This window comes from Chitinophagaceae bacterium (assembly GCA_016710165.1).
GTDB lineage: Bacteria > Bacteroidota > Bacteroidia > Chitinophagales > Chitinophagaceae > Ferruginibacter.
The window spans coordinates 1-18,319 of record JADJLJ010000005.1 but is presented as its reverse complement, the minus strand read 5'-3'; the positions used below and the strand labels follow the sequence as shown (position 1 = coordinate 18,319).

Here is an 18,319-nt window from a genome sequence, read left to right as displayed (position 1 = left end):
TTCAAGAAAGTAAAAAACCGTTTAATTCTTCCATCATCCCTTTACTGCCGATGAAGAAGGGGGTACGCTGGTGAAGCTCTGTTGGCTGGATATCCAGTATCCGTATCTTTCCATTGGTTGCAAGGCCTCCTGCCCTTTCCACAATAAAAGCAAAGGGATTACACTCATACAATAACCGCAGTTTCCCTTTTGGTTTATCTGTAGTACCGGGGTACATGAATATCCCCCCCTTGATCAGGTTCCGGTGCACATCAGCCACCATACTGCCGATATACCGTTGGGTATACGGACCGCCATTCGTCTTATCCTTTTTCTGACATGCCGTAATGTATTTTTTTACCTGCTCATCGTACTGGAAGAAATTGCCGTGGTTAACGGAATACATTTTCCCTTTTTCCGGGCAGGTGATGTTCGGATGGCTGAGTGTATATTCCCCGATGGAAGGATCCAGGGTAAACCCATTCACGCCCCTCCGTGTTGCATACACCAGCATGGTGGATGAACCATAGATCACGTAACCTGCTGCCACCTGCTTATTGCCGGGTTGCAGAAAATCTTCCTGGGTAGCGGGTTTGCCCAGTTCACTCACGCGGCGGAAAACGCTGAAGATGGTGCCGATGGAAACATTCACATCAATATTGCTGCTGCCATCCAGCGGATCGAAAAGGCATACGTATTTGCTGTTATTGCTCACGGGGTCGTCAAACACAACGATATCATCCAGTTCTTCGCTGCCGATGCCTGCACAACTGATCCCATGCTGCAGCACGCCCACAAACTGGTTGTTGGCATATATATCCAGTTTCTTCACCTCTTCTCCCTGTACATTGATGCTCCCGGCATCACCTAAGATATCCACCAGCCCGGCCTTATTCACTTCCACGTTAACCCGTTTTGCTGCCAGGCCAATGTCCCGCAACAGCCCGGCCAGTTCGCCGGTGGCATGCGGAAAATCCCTCATTTGCTGGATGGTGAACTCATCCAGTGTCTGTATTCTGCGGTTAATACTCATGATGATCTGTTTGATTAAGCAATTGTTGGTTTATTTAAAAAAGGAAAGTTACTTTCAGCATTTGCGGTTGGTGAGGGCACCAACCGCGGCGGTCCGCCGTGGCCTGTGTCCCCACCGGCCACTTTTGAAATGATAATAAGAAACCCTATGCAGCATTTTTAAACAGCTTATTAGTTTATTGGGCAAGATTAACGATTTTTGCAATCATTTTACCAGGGCTAAATTAACCCAATTTACTCAATCAACCCACACCGAATGAAGGTTTTTAAGTTTGGCGGCGCCAGTATCAGCACGGCAGAAAGGATACAGAACACAGGCAATATTTTAAGATCGTACGGCGGCGAAAAAATACTCGTCATCATCTCTGCCATGGGCAAAACCACCAATGCGCTGGAGAAAGTGGTGGATGCTTTTTTTGAAGGAAGGAAAGAAGATGCCCTGCGATTATTTGACCAGGTGAAGGAATCGCACCAGAACCTGCTTAAATACCTCATCCACATCAACTGGCAGCAGGCCGAAAACCAGCTGAAGGATTTTTTTACCGAAGTGGAATGGCTGCTGCATGATAAACCGGTAAGGGATTACGATTATTATTACGACCAGGTGGTTTGTTGCGGTGAATTATTAAGTACCTCGCTGGTGAGCAATTACCTCCAGGAAGCCGGCATAAAGAACAAATGGCTGGATGTGCGGGACATTGTTCGTACGGATGACAACTTCCGGGATGCCGCCATCGACTGGGATCATACCCGGCAGAAAATAAGAACAGTAGTGGAACCTTTGTTTGCGGCATACGATATTGTAATCACCCAGGGTTTCATTGGCGCTACCGGTGAGAATGAAAGCACCACCCTCGGACGGGAAGGCAGTGATTTCAGCGCCGCCATTTTTGCCAATATATTAAATGTCCAAAGCCAGACCATCTGGAAAGATGTGGAGGGTGTGATGAATGCCGACCCGAAAGAATTCCCGGATGCCGTAGTGATCAATGCCCTGAGTTACCGGGAAGTGGTGGAGATGGCATACTACGGCGCCCAGGTGATACACCCAAAAACCATCAAGCCGCTGGAGAATAAGAACATTCCCCTGCACGTGCGTTGCTTCCTGAAACCGGAGATCGCCGGCACGGTCATCAGCAATAAACCGGTTCACAACCTGCCTCCCATTATCGTGCTGAAGAAGAGCCAGGTGCTGATGGAGTTAAGTTCAAAAGACTTTTCATTTGTGGAGGAAAAACCGATCGCAGCGCTGCATGAGATATTCGACCAGGTCAAGATCCGTCCAAACATTTCGCAGAACGGGGCAGTAAGCCTGTTATGCTGCCTCGATGACAAACCGGATAAGATTGAAAAACTGGCGCTGGCTGCTTCGGATATCTTTGATGTGCAACTGGAAAAAGACCTTACGTTGCTCACCATCCGGCATTATTCGAGGGAGAAATACGAGGAGCTTACAAATGGAAAGACTGTTTTACTGATGCAACGTACACCCGAAACCGTGCAGGTATTGATGCGCTAATTGATCACGTACTCACCTGTTTTGCTGACCATGATGACAGGCAGCTGTCTCTTCTCTTCAAAATAATCAAACGCCTCTTTGAGGCGGATGGCAAATTTCTGTATCACCTGGTTACGGATGGTTGCTTCGGCAAGGTATAGAAGGGATTTTTTCACATCATACCGCACCGGGAACACATGCACCGGGATGAAATCCTGCCCGTTGGCCCTTGCCCGGGTAGCGATGATGAACAATTCTTCAATGGGAATATCGCTGATGGCAATACAGCCGGTGGAAACACAATTACCATGAATGTAGATGGACCCGCCGGGCCGGATCGAATCGCTCAATATCCTGTCGGATGCATTGGGATAATTGAGCCCGAGTGATAAATGGTATTTGCTGTTTGGATTGAATTCGTTGATATAATAAAAGCCTTCCGGGATCTGGTAGTCGCCTTCCATACGCTTCGGACCGGTGGTGCCGCTCTGCATGCAAACCTTGTATGTTTTAAAAAGTTTGAAGGACTCGTTGTTGCCGTTCTTCACCCACACTTCCAGCTGGCGGTCGTATTTGAATGAGCGGATATAAAGTGACTGGGGAGGCCAGGCAAGTTTCTTTTCTTCAAACTGCCTTTTCAAAGAATCCTCCAGTTTGTTGAATGTACCCCCCACCCGGTAATTGTTCTTTTGATTATCGTTGAATGCCGTTTGGGAAAAGCAGGCAAAGCTTGCAAAAACTGCAATGAATACCGGCAAACATGATTTGAGAAGTAAGCGGTTCATTAATTTTAAGTGGATTGATTTATTTATTAGCGACTTTAAAAGTAAAAAAAAATATTCAATATAAAAGCATCCAAAACGGGAATTCTTTCGGGCAGGATACCCAAAAACAAAAATAACTGCATGGTAACCATGCAGTTATTTTTAAATACGTGATCCGGTATCATAGATTTCCCCGTGCGTCCTGTTCTCTTTCCAGCGCTTCAAACAAGGCTTTGAAATTCCCTTTACCAAAGCTCCTGGCGCCCTTGCGCTGGATGATCTCGAAAAACAGTGTCGGCCGGTCTTCCAGTGGTTTACTGAATATCTGCAGCAAATACCCCTCGTCGTCCCGGTCGATCAGTATACCCAGCTTTTGCAATGGCTCCAGGTCTTCATCGATCTTGCCAACCCGTTCCAGAACGGTTTCATAATAACTGGGCGGGATGGTTAAGAACTCCACCCCCCTGTTTTGCAGTTCGGTCACTGTTTTAACGATATCGTTGGTGGCAATGGCCACATGCTGTACCCCTTCCCCGTCGTAAAAATCAAGGTATTCTTCCACCTGGCTTTTCTTCTTGCCCTCTGCCGGCTCATTGATGGGGAATTTCACATAACCATTTCCATTGCTCATCACCTTACTCATCAGTGCCGAGTATTCAGTAGATATATCCTTGTCATCAAAACTCAGGATATTGCGGAAGCCCATCACATCCTCGTAAAACTTCACCCAGGGATTCATCTGGTTCCATCCTACGTTGCCCACACAATGGTCAACATACAACAAACCGGTCTCTGCAGGATTATAGTTCGACCTCCATTCCCGGAATCCCGGCATGAATAGGCCCTTGTAATTCTTACGCTCCACAAAGATGTGCACGGTATCGCCGTAGGTATGTATCCCGCTCAGTACCACTTCGCCATCGGCATCCTTTAAAACCGTTGGTTCAAGATATGCTTTGGCGCCCCGTTTGGTGGTTTCTTCAAAAGCGCTGGCGGCATCCTCCACTTTTAAGGCAAGCACTTTCACGCCATCGCCGTGTTTATGAATATGGTCTGCAATGGGATTACTGCTCTTTAACGGTGTGGTCAGCACAAACGTGAGTTTGTTCTGGCGGATCACGTAACTCACTTTATCCCTCATGCCGGTTTCAGGACCTGCATAGGCCACCGACTGAAAGCCGAAAGCTGTTTTATAAAAATGGGCCGCCTGTTTGGCGTTGCCAACATAAAGCTCTACATAGTCGGTTCCCTGCAGGGGAAGAAAATCAGTTGTGCTGTTATTTACGGTTGAGGTTTGAACGGTTGTTGTTTGCATGGTAATTAATTTGAAATAAAAAATAGCCTGGGAGCTGCATTCAAATTAACCGGCCGAATCCATCGCAAGCGTAAGCATCAGCATAGAATAGCTGTTACGCTTGTCGGAAAAGAGTTTATGTGGATAATCGGGTGTCATTATTAATCCAAAGATAATAAAAGTTCTCAATCGCACTGAGCGAAGTCGAAGCCCGCACTGAGCGAAGTCGAAGCCCGCACTGAGCGAAGTCGAAGTCCGCACTGAGCGAAGTCGAAGTCTGCACTGAGCGAAGTCGAAGTCCGCACTGAGCGAAGTCGAAGTGTGGAAGCGGCAAGTACCGAGCGAAGTCGAGGTACGACCCAATAAGTCGGTGACAACCACATAAAACCATGCTGTTTTTCACTTCCCCTTTTAGTTGCCCGGCATTAGCTTACCGGCATGATCTATAATACCCAACAGGAATCATATTATATATATATCATCCTGTGCAATGATGGCTCTTACTACACAGGCCTCACCGATGACCTGGTACGAAGATTTGAAGAACATAAGACCGGGTACTATGAAACCTACTATACATTCAGCCGAAGACCATTGGTATTAAAGTATTACGAGACCATCCCCTTTTTGAAAGATGCTGTTGAAAGGGAATCACAGATCAAAGGCTGGTCAAAAGCAAAGAAAAAAGCACTGACAGAAGGGAATTTTCACAAGCTTCAGTTACTTTCGCAATGCAATAATTTTTCACACCATAAGTATAAAGATTTGGAAAAAGGTCCCGACTCCGCCCGGCCATCTGCCCTTCGACTCCGCTCAGGGCAGCCCCGGGTTGGCATTTTAGGGGGTGGCCAGTTAGGCCGCATGCTGTTACAAGCGGCTGCCAACTACCCCGTGGAAACCTTTGTAATGGAGAACGATCCCGCCTGCCCGGCAGCACACCTCTGTCATCATTTCACCAAAGGCGATATAACCAGCTTTGAGGATGTTTACAATTTCGGCAAAGGCCTGGATGCCCTCACCATCGAAATTGAATCGGTGAATGCAGATGCACTGGAAAAACTGGAAGCCGAAGGCATTAAGATCTATCCCAGGCCATCGGCCCTTAAGACCATCAAGAATAAAATACTTCAAAAGCAGTTTTATAAAGACAACGGGATCCCTACCAGTGATTTTGTGATCACAAACGATCTGGCTGAACTGAAAAAGCAGACTGGTTTTTTACCTGCTGCCCATAAACTGGCAATGGGTGGTTACGACGGAAAGGGTGTTCAACTGATCAAAACAGAAGCCGACCTGGACAAAGGTTTTAACGCCCCCGCTGTGCTGGAAAAACTCATCCGCATCAAAAAAGAAGTTTCCATGATCATCGCGGTGGACGACAAAGGCGAAACAGCCCTGTACCCGCCTGTGGACATGATCTTTGATAACAAACTCAATTTGCTGGAATACCAGGTAAGCCCGGCAGACCTGCCCCAAAAGGTATTATGGAAAGTGGAAGCAGTGGCACTGAAAGTGGTGAAGGATCTGAAAAGCCCCGGCATTTTTGCTGTGGAATTATTTGTTGACACCGACGATAATGTTTTCGTGAACGAAACAGCCCCCCGGGTACACAACAGTGGTCATCATACCATTGAAGCCAGCTACAGTTCGCAGTTTGACATGCTGTGGCGGGTAATGCTGGGTTACCCGCTGGGATGTACCGACCCTATTTTACCCGCTGCTATCGTAAACCTGATCGGTGCGGAGGGGTATACCGGCGAAGCCGTTTATGAAGGACTGAATGAAATTCTGCAGATCGAAAATGTGTTCGTTCATATCTACGGAAAAAAAGAAACCAAACCGGGCCGTAAGATGGGCCATATTACCATCCTGAGCAGGGAAAAACAGGAGCTCATCCACCAGGCCAACCGCATTAAAAATACCCTCTTTGTAAAAGCCCGTTGATGGCAGTTGCCGGTCATATAAAAAATTGATTCCGGGTAGTGAATATGGCTTAAATTTATCGCCTGAATCAAACCAACAACAGGTGAAAATATTCTTCCGCAGCATTTATTTTATTAGCAGTATCACGGTTACCGTTTTTTTACTTATTTCCTGCAAGGGCAGCGATAAAAAAGCCGATGCCCCCGCAGCACCTAAACCCACCGCAATGAAGGTGGAGGGCTATATCGTTAAACCCATGATGGTTAGCGACAAGGCCGAATTACCCGGTTCCATCATTGCCAACGAGGAAACAGAGATACATCCCGAGATCTCCGGCAGGCTGGTTTACCTCAACATCAACGAAGGAAAAACAGTAGGCAAGGGGGCTTTATTGGCTAAAATATATGACGGCGACCTGCAGGCCCAGTTAAAGAAATTACAGGTGCAGCTGGCCGTGGCCGAACAAACCGTAAGCCGCATGGGCGAACTGCTGAAGATAAACGGCGTGAGCCAGCAGGAGTATGACCTGAGCGCTTTACAGGTAAACACCATCAGGGCCGATATGGAGATTGTACGTACCGGCATCAGCCGTACAGAGATAAGGGCCCCTTTTGGCGGAACACTGGGTTTGAAGAATGTAAGCGCCGGTGCGTACATCAGCCCCGCAACAACATTAACCACCATCCGGCAGAACAGCCAGTTGAAACTGGATTTTACGTTGCCTGAAAAATACAGCAGCAGCTTCCGGATCGGGCAATCGGTTGACTTCAGCATTGAAGGCAATCCAAGAACCTATTCGGCCAGGATCATAGCAGCTGAATCGGGGATCTCAGAAAATACCCGCAGCCTGAACATACGGGCGCTGGTAAGCAACAACGATGGAAAATTACTGCCCGGCATCTTTGCCAAAGTGGCTACCAATTTCAATACCGATCCAAACGGGCTGATGGTTCCCAGCCAGGCCATATTACCGCAGGCCCGGGGAAAGAAACTGGTCATTTACCGGGGCGGTGTTGCCAGTTTTACGGATGTGGTGACCGGTTTACGGGATTCTGCCCTTGTACAGATCATCAGCGGCGTTAAACAGGGTGATACGGTGATCACCACCGGCCTGATGAGCCTCAAGCCGGATGCAAAAGTTTCGATAACTAAAATAAACAAGTAAGCCTGTAACGCATGAACATATCCGAATTCAGTTTACGGAGGCCCATTTTCGCCATTGTGCTCAACATCCTCATCGTGGTATTTGGCGCCATCGGCTTTTATTTCCTGGGTATCCGTGATTTCCCGGCGCTTGATCCGCCAAACATCAGTGTCCGTACCTCCTACCCAGGCGCCAATGCAGAGATCATTGAGACCCAGATCACCGAGCCGCTTGAAAAAGCAATCAACGGCATTGCCGGCATAAAGAACATATCCTCACAAAGTTCACAGGGAAGCAGCAACATCACGGTTGAGTTTGTACTGGGTTCCAACCTGGAAGAAGCGGCCAATGATGTCCGTGATAAAGTATCCCAGGCCACCCGTTCACTGCCCAGCGACCTCGATGCGCCACCGGTGGTATCAAAGGCCGATGCCAGCAACGACCCGGTCGTCATCATGCTGCTGCAGAGTAATATCCGCAATTCATTACAGATAACAGAATTTGCAAACAACAATATTGTAGAGCGTTTACAAACGGTTCCGGGAGTAAGCAACGTGGTGATCTGGGGCGAAAAGAAATATGCCATGCGTATCTGGTTCTCGCCATCCAGGCTCAGCGCTTTTTCGCTCACCCCTTCCGATGTACAGGCTGCATTGCTTAAAGAGAATGTGGAATTGCCTTCCGGGAAAATTTCCGGCGATGCCACCGAACTTTCCATACGCACATTTGGAAAACTGAACACCGAAGAAGAATTCAACGACCTGATCGTAAAGAACGTGAATGGTTCAGATGTACGGTTAAAAGATATCGGCGAAGCGGTACTTGGCCCCGAGAATGAAGAAAGCGTTCTGAAAGAAAGCGGTGTTCCCATGATCGCCATTGCGGTCATCCCGCAGCCGGGCACCAATTATATTGCCATTGCCGATGAGATCACCAAACGTATTGAACAGATCCGCAAAGACCTGCCCGCTGATATACGGTTTGAAATGTCCTGGGACCAGACCCAGTACATCCGGAAATCCATCAATGAAGTGGGTGAGACCCTGCTGGTCTCTTTTGTGCTGGTGGTACTGATCATTTACCTGTTCTTCCGCGAATGGCTCATCGCCATCCGCCCCTTGATCGATATCCCGGTTTCACTGATCGGCGCTTTCTTCATCATGTATTTCTCCGGCTTCACCATCAATGTACTTACATTACTTGCCATCGTACTGGCTACCGGGCTGGTGGTGGATGACGGCATCGTGGTAACGGAAAATATCTATAAGAAGATCGAAGGCGGGATGCCCAAGTGGCAGGCAGCCAAGGAAGGCTCCAAAGAAATTTATTTTGCGGTCATAGCCACTTCCATCACCCTGGCCATTGTGTTCCTCCCCATCATCTTCCTGCAGGGTTTTGTAGGCAGGCTCTTCCGTGAATTCGGGATCGTGGTGGCGGGTGCGGTGCTCATATCCGCCTTTGTATCGCTTACCTTAACACCGGTACTCAACGTATTCCTTGCCGGCAAGTCGCACAAACATTCCCGGTTCTATACCGCTACCGAACCCTTCTTCCGCAACCTGGAAAACGGTTACCGCCGTGCACTGACCGGTTTCATGAAAGTTAGATGGATGGCGCTCGTTCTCCTGGTAGTATGCTTCGGGGTCATTTTCCTGGTGGGCAGCAAACTGCAGAGTGAACTGGCGCCCATGGAAGATAAAAGTGCTTTCCGTTTATCCGTTACTGCACCCGAAGGGACTTCCTATGATGCGATGGATAAGTTCATGGACAAACTATCCAACTTCCTGCTTGATTCCATCCCGGAAAAAAGATACATGGTCAGCATGACAGCGCCCGGCTTCACCGGCTCCGGTTCATCCAACTCAGGTTTTGTGCGGGTGGTATTGACCAGTCCGTCTGAAAGAAAACGCAGCCAGCAGGATGTGGTGAACTGGGTGAACAGATCCATGTCACGCTTTACCGATGGAAGGGCCTTCGCCATTCAGGAACAGACCATTTCGGTGAACCGGCGTTCGGGCCAGCCGGTACAGTTCGTGTTGCAGAATGTGGATCCCGAAAAGATAAAGAAAGTATTGCCCCGGTTCCTGGAAGAAGCAAACAAGAGCACGGTGTTACTGGGTGTGGATGCCGACCTTAAATTCAATAAACCCGAACTGCGTATCACCATCGACCGCATGAAGGCAAGTGCATTGGGCGTGAGCGTGGATGATATTTCGCAGACCCTGCAGCTTTCCATGAGCAACCGCCGCATGGGCTATTTTACCAAAGAGGGAAAACAATACCAGGTATTGGGACAGGTGATACGTTCCGACCGGGATGACCCCGCCGACCTGAAGACGATCTATGTTCGCAACCGCAATGGGGAAGCCATTCCGCTGGAGAACCTCATTACCTATACCGAAGAAGTAACGCCGCCCACTATTTACCATTTCAACCGGTACAGGTCTGCCACCATATCATCAGGACTGCAGCCCGGTAAAACAGTAGGCGATGGAATAAAGGAGATGGAGACCATTTCAAAAAAACTACTGACGATACGTTCTCTACATCGCTATCGGGTACTTCCAGGGATTTTGCTGAAAGCTCCGGCAACACGTTCTTTGCGTTCATCCTGGCCCTGCTGCTTATCTACCTGGTGCTTGCTGCCCAGTTCGAAAGCTTCATCGATCCGTTAACGATCATGTTCACCGTGCCGCTGGCATTGGCAGGCGCCGTGCTTTCCTTATGGATTTTCGGCCAAACACTCAATATATTCTCACAGATCGGTATGATCATGCTCATCGGCCTGGTGACCAAGAACGGTATTTTAATTGTGGAGTTTGCCAATAAGAAACAACTGGCGGGCAATAAGAAGATCCCCGCTGTAACAGAAGCGGCTGTGGCCCGGTTCCGCCCCATCATCATGACAAGCCTTGCCATGAGCCTGGGTGCCCTGCCGCTTGCCTTATCATTGGGCGATGCATCCACCAGCCGCATCCCGCTGGGTATCGTGATCGTAGGAGGTGTGATGTTCTCATTGATCCTTACCCTGTTTGTAATACCAGCCATGTACTCTTACCTTTCAACAAAGAAAAAAAGGAGTGCCCTGGACGATATTCCGCAAACTCCCCAACAAGGATGATAAAATGTTTTAAATGAAGAATCGCTTTAAAATAACGGTCCTGTATCTTTTTATCCTCCTGGGATACCTGCCGGCATTTTCACAGGAGAAATTATCGGTGGAACAGGCCATCACGGCAGCACTGGAAAATAATTTCGACATCCAATTGCTGCGCAACGACTCCAGTTCTTATGCACTGGATAATTCCTATGCCCGTGCCGCCTTCTTACCAAGGCTGAATGCTACGGGCGGACTGGTATTCAATAACAATAACCAGAAACAAAAACTGGCGGATGGTTCAAAGCGGGAAAGCAAGGCCATCCGTTCCAACAACCTCTCCGGCTCGGTGCAGCTTAACTGGACCCTGTTCGATGGGTTTAAGATGTTTGCCACAAAAGATAAACTGGCCGAGTTCGTGAAACTGGGTGAACTGAACATCCGGAACCAGATGGTTACCACCGTTGCCGATGTGATCAACAACTATTACAACATCGTTCGCCAGAAACAACTGCTGAAAGCCATTGAAGAGCAGATGAGCATCAATGAAGAACGGGTGAAAGTGGCGGAGAAAAGATTGAGCGTGGGCCTGGGCGCCAAACCGGAATTATTACAGGGCAAGGTTGACCTGAATGCACAAAAAGCGGCCAGGCTGAAACAGCAGACCCTGATCGAACAGTTGAAAGAACAACTGAACCAGCTGATGAACGTGGTACTGAATACCCGGTACGAAGTGTCTGATTCCATCACCTTTTCAAACGACATCATCCTGGGCGACCTGCTGGGCGTTGTGGAAAAGACCAACCCGCTGTTACAACTCACCAAAAAGAATATCGACATCGGCAGGCTTACGCTGAAAGAAAGAAAAGCAGAGCGCTATCCCATCCTTACGTTCAACTCGGCATACAATTATTCCAAGACCGATAACAAGACGGTGATCAATCCCTTCACCCCGCTCTACAGCCGCAACAACGGGTTCAACTACGGCATCGGCATCAGCATCCCGATCCTGAACGGCTTCAATACCCGCCGCCAGATACAGCAGGCGCAACTGGATATTGATTACCTCGACATCACATACCGGAATCAAAAAGCACAAATAGACCTGAGCATCACCAATGCCTATAAGGATTATGAGCTGCAAAAGAAAACCCTGGCGCTGGAAGAAGAGAACATCGTGCTGGCAAAAGAGAATGTGTACATCGCATTGGAAAGATTGCGGCTCGGCATCTCCACCTATCTTGAATTAAGGGAAACACAGAAAAGCCTGGAACTGGCCTACGACAGGCTGATCGCTGCACGGTATAATACAAAACTAGCCGAAACGGAGTTGCTGAAGCTGAAAGGTGATCTGGTCAGATAATCGGGGATTTTCACCGGGAGAATATTGTTTGTGGTTTGTAGTTTGGGGTTTGAGGTTTGGGGTTTGAGGTTACCCTAACTACATATAACTTTTCCAATGGCTACCATTACAAAATTTGAGGATCTGGAAGTATGGCAACTTGCAAGAGCATTATCTAAAGAGATATATTCACTAACTTTTATTGAACCATTAAAAAGCGATTACCGGCTTAGGGACCAGATCCGGGGAAGTTCAGGCTCTGTTATGGACAATATTGCAGAAGGATTCGAAAGAGCAAGCAAACTGGAGTTTATTAATTCCCTCAGCTATTCAAAAGGAGAGATTGGCGAGTTGAAATCGCAACTATACAGGTGTGTTGACAATAAGTATTTAAGCCAGGAAGTATTCAACACGTTGTATCAAAAGGCAGATATCCTCGCAAAGAAGATCTATGCATTTATCACTTACCTTAACACTTCGAAAACCAAAGGGCAAAAATTTAAAAACAGGGTCTGATGGCTCAAACTTCAAACTTCAAATCTCTGCATTTATTTCATACCTTAACACTTCGAAAACCAAAGGGCAAAAATTTAAAACCAGAGTGTAATGGCCAAACAAACAACAAACCTCAAACATCAAACATCAAACATCAAACCTTTATCCGTCGGCCCCCTCGTAGCCATCGTGATGGGAAGCGAAAGCGACCTGGAGATCATGAACGGTGCTGCCGAGATGCTGCGCCAGTTTGAAGTGGAGCCGGAACTTACCATTGTATCGGCCCACCGCACACCCGAGCGCCTGCGGGACTATGCACAGCAGGCAAAGGACAGGGGTGTGAAAGTTATCATAGCCGGCGCCGGAGGCGCCGCACACCTGCCTGGTATGATCGCTGCGAATACCATACTGCCCGTGATCGGCGTACCCGTTAAATCCTCCAACAGCATCGACGGCTGGGATTCCATGCTCTCCATTGTACAAATGCCTTATGGCGTACCCGTGGCTACCGTTGCCCTCAACGGCGCCAAAAATGCAGGCATCCTTGCCGCACAGATACTGGCCCTGCACGACACGTCCATTGCCGGTAAACTGGAAGCCTTCAAAGAATACCAGGACGATATTGTGATGGAGAGCGTGAAGAATGTGAAGACACTCGGCTTCCGGAATGAGTTTGACTGATGATAAATGAGGCTGAATGGATAATATCCGTGGTTCCTGATTTTGCATTGGAGCAATAAGTCATACAAAATGTATAATACCAGTTCGCTGAAAATCAATGGTTGATTTAAACGGGATACTGCGTATGATTACATAAATACTAATGTTGCAGGCAAGGCTCTTCTACACAGCCTCCGGCTTGAAATACTTTTTATACCAAAACTTTAAATGGTCAAATAATAATTAAAAACGTTTTTCAACTCCAAAACCATTTACCTTCTATCAACAATGCAACAAGACGACATAAACCATCCAAAACAAATTAAGATTAAGACAATCATTGCTGGAATGATACTTATGTTTATAATTGTACACATTGGGTTTCATGCTACTTATTTAAAACATATTCCGGAATTTACCGGATTTTCTTGGGTACACCATATTCATGGAGCATTAATGGCTTCTTGGGTTTTCCTACTTGTTTTACAGCCAATATTGATTTATAAGAGGAAATATACAGTACATCATTTTTTGGGAAGGTTGACTTATTTAATTGCACCATTGATTGTTTTTTCTATGTTTCTTATTGCAAAGCAGAATTATCAAACCGGAATACTTAAAAAAGATTCCATTGATGTTATGGCAATTCAGTCAATAACATGGATGCAACTATTCATGTTTGTACTTTTTTATTCATTAGCAATCTACTTTAGAAAAAATACATATTGGCACATGCGGTTCATAATTGGTACTGCGATAATCATGATTGGTCCATCAATGAACAGAATCATGATTAGTTATTTTCCAGATATAGGAGCAACTAATATACTTCCCATTGTTTTATACTTTAAAACCGCACTGGCTGCTACCTTTTTTTTAAGCGACTTTACAAAAAAGAAAAATTGGACACCTAATTTAATTGTGTTAACAGCTTTCCTGTTTTCTGACTTAGTGTATCATGCCCGTTATTCAGATGTTTGGCAAGCTTTCGGAAATTTTGTTGTAAATAATTTGTATAAATAGGAGAGTTCAATTCGAAATAAAACACGTTTAAAATAATTTTTTGTTCCCCAACTGCACTAAAGGTCTCGAACGTTACCGGTCATTGTAAAAACACGATACACAAAATTAAAATGGACAGCATAAAAATAAAAGAAATTTCATCCGCACAAATTGAGGAGTACAAAATGTTCTTAGCTATCGGACTTCAAAGTGATGAGGAAACCCTCCTTATTACACCCAGGGATAACCTGAACGCACCATTTCCCACAAAGGACAGAACTGACAGCTTTACTCTTGGAGCCTATGCAAAAAATGTTTTAGCCGGCGTAGCAAGTTTTGCCCGTGACGGAGAGGATAGAGAAAAATTACGGCACAAGGGAATCTTGTTCACAATGTATGTTTCAAAAGAATTTCGTGGACAAGGAATTGCAAGACAATTACTTGAGGAGATCATTAAACGGGCAAAAACCATCCCGGGTATTGAACAAATTAATTTGATTGTACTAACCGGTAATTTAAGGGCAAAACAACTTTATGAAAAATTTGGTTTTGAAAAATATGGGACTGAGCAGAATTCAATAAAATGGAATGGTAACTATTTTGCAGAAGACCAAATGGTGCTACGGCTTACGTAGTAAAATCTGCAAACCAACCAAAGGCTAACATGAACTGTGTAAAAAAATAAATAAATTTTGCCCCCCACCCCCGTTCCTGGAACTCAAACCGGAATGATCACCAGCATCCTTCTTCATTGGTTGCTGGTTGCCGCCGGTGAAAACATTAACCAGGGTTGAACACAATAATACAAGCTATGAACAATTCCAGCACAACCAACCAGCGTATCGCAAAAATGAGCTTCGCCTCGGTCTATCCCATGTATCTCGCAAAAGTGGAGAAGAAGGGCAGAACAAAGGAAGAATTGCAGCAGGTAATAGAGTGGTTAACTGGTTTCAATTACAGGAAACTGCAGGAACTGATAAAAGAAAATGTAAGTTTTGAAATATTCTTCAAACATGCTTCGCTAAACCCCAATGTACACCTCATCACCGGGGTGATCTGCGGGTATCGTGTGGAGGAAATTGAGGATCCTTTGACGCAGCAGGTCAGGTACCTGGATAAGTTAGTGGATGAGTTGGCCAAGGGCAGGAAGATGGAGAAGATCCTGCGTGGCTCGTAGGGTGTTGGTAAATTCCTAAAGGTTCGTGAAGACAGCAGCCATGGTCAGGAACCCCTTTGCGTGCTTTGCGAAAAACTTTGCGCCCTCCTGCGGTTACCCTTCGGCTACGCTCAGGACAAGAAACCGCAAAGACCGCAGAGGAAATGCACACAAAGAACGCAAAGGAAATTCCCGTCCCGGTTCCTGACGCACGAACCAGAACGATTATGTTACCTGTGCAGAACCAGGTCGGGGTACTATTTGTATTTGCGAAATTTTTTAATACAAAACTCCCGTATATTCCGGAGTTGGCAGAAATACAAAATGACAGAAATAATTTCTTTTTAATAACAAAACAAAGAAAATGCGGTATTTTTTAATTCTATTCAGTTCCTATTGGTTTTTAAGTTGCTCCAGTCAAAATAGACTGACAACATCACATTCAGACGACGGCTATATAACCACCGAAACAGGACTTAAATATAAAATTCTTAAAAATGGTAATGGCCAAAAAGCAAAGGTTGGACAGGAAGTTTTGATTCGTGAGACAACCTCGTATTTAGACGGTACGGTATTATATTCAAACGAAAATTCAGGTAATCCTGTGAAAGTATTGATTGGTGGGAATCAAGCAACAAATGCTGTTGACGAAGGACTAAGGGGAATGCAGGAAGGAGAAATACGTTATCTTATTGCAAAGCCTGGTCTGGTAAAGCGCAGATCATACCCGCCAAATGTGTCTCCTGACTCGACTTTGACAATAAAATTATATTACGCAGATTTTATGACTGCCAGGCAAACAGGCCTAACATAGTATAGAATAGTGTTGTCCGAACCGGTTCGTGAAGGCAGTAGCCAGGACGAAGACCTGAAAATTGAAATCTGAACATTGATCATTGAATATGTGTACAGACTTATCGCCCTGGTCGGTGTCTTCACCGACCGGGATCAATTACCGCTAAGCCCATCACCCCGGTTTCGTATCTCCACCGGCCGGAGCGAAATTACTTTGGGCAGTTGTTCGTTCGCCGGATTGCTGTAGCCCCTTTGCTCCTCTGCCATTTCCTGCGCCGTTGCATTTTTAAATGCCAGCCAGAGCAGCGTGTCCGTCATCATCTTTGCACGTTCCTTATCCCGTTTCTCTTTCAGCATATAGAACTTAACGGCAGCATTAAATACCCCGTTGCGCCTGCGGAGTCTTTTTTGCCAGGCCGCTTTTTCTACCGGATCAGCTATCACCTGCTTTGCATATTCCACCGCTTCTTTAAAAAGGTTGCGGCATTTGCGTTGCTTTGCCGAAGCAATGATACGGGTCATATCCGGGTACCTGGTCCGGATAGCACCATAGCTGTAATGCTTGATCACAAACTCCTTTCCTATTGCCCCACGGATAAGGGTGAGTGAGAAGGGAGGTATGGTATGCGGCGGTATAGTTTTTTCTTCTTAGCCATGCTTCAAACATACGATCCCCAAGGGGGGCTTTCCAAATAAGTTGCCGAAATCGACCGTTTTTAGCCGTTTTATACCGTTTTTGCCGTTTTCAATCGTTTTACATCGTTTCAATCGTTTTACATCGTTTTAATCGCTACCGACTGGTCGGTGACCCATCAACCAGGGCCTCCGTAACAGTGCATGTTGACCATTATTTCCTCTTTTAGCAGCATATTCCATTGCGCATCCTTCGGAGCAATAAGCAAGTAACTAAGGTAAACTGCATGTTAACTGCACGACTCTATATTACCTGTATATTGCTTCCGCCCTGGTTCGTGAAAACAGCAGCCATGGTCAGGAAGCACTTTGCGCCCTTTGCGGAAAAAACTTTGCGCCCTTTGTGGTTACCCTTCGGCTCCGCCCCGGTTCGTGGCGCACGAAACAGAACAATTCCAACTATATTACGCCCCGGCTTTTGAACAAAGCAGAGACATGGTCAGGAACCACTTTGCGCCCTTTGCGGTTAACTTTCTTTAATCAAGGTTAAGGATCGAACCGCAAAGAACACAATGGAAATGCAAACAAAGGACCAGAAGGAATTCCACTGCTCCTGGCCGCCACCGGGCGGAAGAACCACCTCCGCCCCGATGGTGCACAAACCCCCTGATCCTACTATTAAAAAGATCCATATATTTGAGATCGCAGATCAAAACCAGTAAAGCAATTCAAATGAAAAATATTGTTGAGCACCCTTGCATTGGTTATTATGTCAGCCGGCATAGCCTATGCAGATGGTGGAAAAAGAAATACTAAGACTAAAAAACCGGTTCAGAAAAAAGAACGTACAAAAACAAAATGCCCCAACAGGCCAGGTTGCATTTGCAATTGAGCCATAACTGAATTCTTCAGCCCACCCTGCCGGTGGGCTTTGTTATTCAGTACATTTATACGCATGCACGATCGTTCAAAGGCTAAAACTTAAGATACGCATCCCCATGAAAAAGGGGCATTACTGGCTCCCAGCGACCTGGAAGCGCCTCAATATACTTTTCCCGCAACAGGCTTTGCCCCTATCCCGGTGGAGAAGATCCATTTCAAGACCATCGTGGTTGCCAGTGCAGATGATCCCTGGGTCTCATTGGAACGGGCTGAATATTTTGCGTCTTACTGGGGCAGCGATTCATCAATATCGGTAATGCCGGGCACATCAATACCGCCTCGGGCATAAAGAATGGAAGGAAGGTCTGGCGATATTGAAAACATTCAGCTGATAAAAATACCTCTATGCCGCCCCCGTTGTATGGCCTCCGGCCAGCAACTTTTTTTCAACCACAGATTTACACGGATTTGCACAGATTTTCTGTGGTCATCTGTGAAAATGATCCGTATAAATCTGTGGAAATTCCCGGTAACGGCTGATTGCTATTTTTTATACAACCGGATCAGATTATTCAGCAAGGTTACCAGGTATGGCCTGTCAAAAGCAATGTTACTGGTGAATT

At 46.4% G+C, this 18,319-nt stretch carries 16 protein-coding genes and 1 pseudogene; 13 read left to right on the top strand and 4 right to left on the bottom strand.

Features of this window, described 5'->3' with window-relative positions:
- Position 1: 1 nt before the first annotated feature.
- The gene (fbp, locus tag IPJ02_16065) at positions 2 to 994 is read right to left on the bottom strand and encodes a class 1 fructose-bisphosphatase (GenBank protein ID MBK7376999.1); all 993 of its coding nucleotides are present in this window, start codon (positions 992 to 994) and stop codon (positions 2 to 4) included.
- A gap of 273 nt (positions 995 to 1,267) precedes the next feature.
- Between fbp and IPJ02_16060 the strand changes: the two genes are divergently transcribed.
- Complete coding sequence (locus IPJ02_16060; protein MBK7376998.1) at positions 1,268 to 2,530, top strand: aspartate kinase; 1,263 nt, start codon at positions 1,268 to 1,270, stop codon at positions 2,528 to 2,530.
- Here the strand turns inward: IPJ02_16060 and IPJ02_16055 are convergent.
- Together IPJ02_16055 and hppD are read right to left on the bottom strand one after the other, a co-directional pair.
- Positions 2,527 to 3,294: a L,D-transpeptidase family protein gene (locus IPJ02_16055; GenBank protein MBK7376997.1), complete on the bottom strand. Its 768-nt coding sequence runs from the start codon at positions 3,292 to 3,294 to the stop codon at positions 2,527 to 2,529. The genes IPJ02_16060 and IPJ02_16055 overlap by 4 nt on opposite strands.
- A gap of 160 nt (positions 3,295 to 3,454) precedes the next feature.
- A complete protein-coding gene (hppD, locus tag IPJ02_16050) occupies positions 3,455 to 4,588 on the bottom strand; it encodes a 4-hydroxyphenylpyruvate dioxygenase (protein ID MBK7376996.1) in 1,134 nt (377 codons plus the stop codon).
- Positions 4,589 to 5,005: 417 nt separating this feature from the next.
- On the opposite strand from hppD, the gene IPJ02_16045 reads away from it, so the two are divergent.
- From IPJ02_16045 to IPJ02_16000, 10 genes and pseudogenes are all read left to right on the top strand, one after another.
- Positions 5,006 to 6,511, top strand: coding sequence for a 5-(carboxyamino)imidazole ribonucleotide synthase (locus IPJ02_16045; GenBank protein ID MBK7376995.1), 1,506 nt, complete (start codon positions 5,006 to 5,008; stop codon positions 6,509 to 6,511).
- A 205-nt stretch (positions 6,512 to 6,716) separates the two neighbouring features.
- Positions 6,717 to 7,655 carry an efflux RND transporter periplasmic adaptor subunit gene (locus IPJ02_16040; protein MBK7376994.1) on the top strand — a complete coding sequence of 313 codons (939 nt, stop codon included), beginning with the start codon at positions 6,717 to 6,719 and terminating at the stop codon, positions 7,653 to 7,655.
- An 11-nt stretch (positions 7,656 to 7,666) separates the two neighbouring features.
- A pseudogene (locus tag IPJ02_16035) lies at positions 7,667 to 10,755 on the top strand (efflux RND transporter permease subunit).
- Between the two features lie 13 nt (positions 10,756 to 10,768).
- Positions 10,769 to 12,094, top strand: a complete 1,326-nt coding sequence (locus IPJ02_16030; protein MBK7376993.1) for a TolC family protein — start codon at positions 10,769 to 10,771, stop codon at positions 12,092 to 12,094.
- 96 nt (positions 12,095 to 12,190) lie between these two features.
- A complete protein-coding gene (locus tag IPJ02_16025; protein ID MBK7376992.1) occupies positions 12,191 to 12,589 on the top strand; it encodes a four helix bundle protein in 399 nt (132 codons plus the stop codon).
- Positions 12,590 to 12,679: 90 nt separating this feature from the next.
- Positions 12,680 to 13,249, top strand: a complete 570-nt coding sequence (gene purE / locus IPJ02_16020) for a 5-(carboxyamino)imidazole ribonucleotide mutase (GenBank protein MBK7376991.1) — start codon at positions 12,680 to 12,682, stop codon at positions 13,247 to 13,249.
- Between the two features lie 267 nt (positions 13,250 to 13,516).
- Complete coding sequence (locus IPJ02_16015) at positions 13,517 to 14,251, top strand: hypothetical protein (protein MBK7376990.1); 735 nt, start codon at positions 13,517 to 13,519, stop codon at positions 14,249 to 14,251.
- A gap of 110 nt (positions 14,252 to 14,361) precedes the next feature.
- Complete coding sequence (locus IPJ02_16010; GenBank protein ID MBK7376989.1) at positions 14,362 to 14,865, top strand: GNAT family N-acetyltransferase; 504 nt, start codon at positions 14,362 to 14,364, stop codon at positions 14,863 to 14,865.
- A 176-nt stretch (positions 14,866 to 15,041) separates the two neighbouring features.
- Entirely contained in the window at positions 15,042 to 15,407 is a 366-nt protein-coding gene (locus IPJ02_16005; protein ID MBK7376988.1) for a DUF2200 domain-containing protein, read from the top strand.
- A 343-nt stretch (positions 15,408 to 15,750) separates the two neighbouring features.
- Complete coding sequence (locus IPJ02_16000) at positions 15,751 to 16,200, top strand: FKBP-type peptidyl-prolyl cis-trans isomerase (protein ID MBK7376987.1); 450 nt, start codon at positions 15,751 to 15,753, stop codon at positions 16,198 to 16,200.
- Positions 16,201 to 16,334: 134 nt separating this feature from the next.
- Here IPJ02_16000 and IPJ02_15995 read toward each other — a convergent pair whose 3' ends face one another.
- Positions 16,335 to 16,751 (bottom strand): hypothetical protein, encoded by a 417-nt coding sequence (locus tag IPJ02_15995; protein MBK7376986.1) that lies wholly within the window; start codon positions 16,749 to 16,751, stop codon positions 16,335 to 16,337.
- A 641-nt stretch (positions 16,752 to 17,392) separates the two neighbouring features.
- Between IPJ02_15995 and IPJ02_15990 the strand changes: the two genes are divergently transcribed.
- Both IPJ02_15990 and IPJ02_15985 read left to right on the top strand, forming a co-directional pair.
- Positions 17,393 to 17,536, top strand: coding sequence for a hypothetical protein (locus IPJ02_15990; GenBank protein MBK7376985.1), 144 nt, complete (start codon positions 17,393 to 17,395; stop codon positions 17,534 to 17,536).
- A gap of 293 nt (positions 17,537 to 17,829) precedes the next feature.
- Entirely contained in the window at positions 17,830 to 18,045 is a 216-nt protein-coding gene (locus IPJ02_15985; protein ID MBK7376984.1) for an alpha/beta hydrolase, read from the top strand.
- Positions 18,046 to 18,319 lie beyond the last annotated feature (274 nt).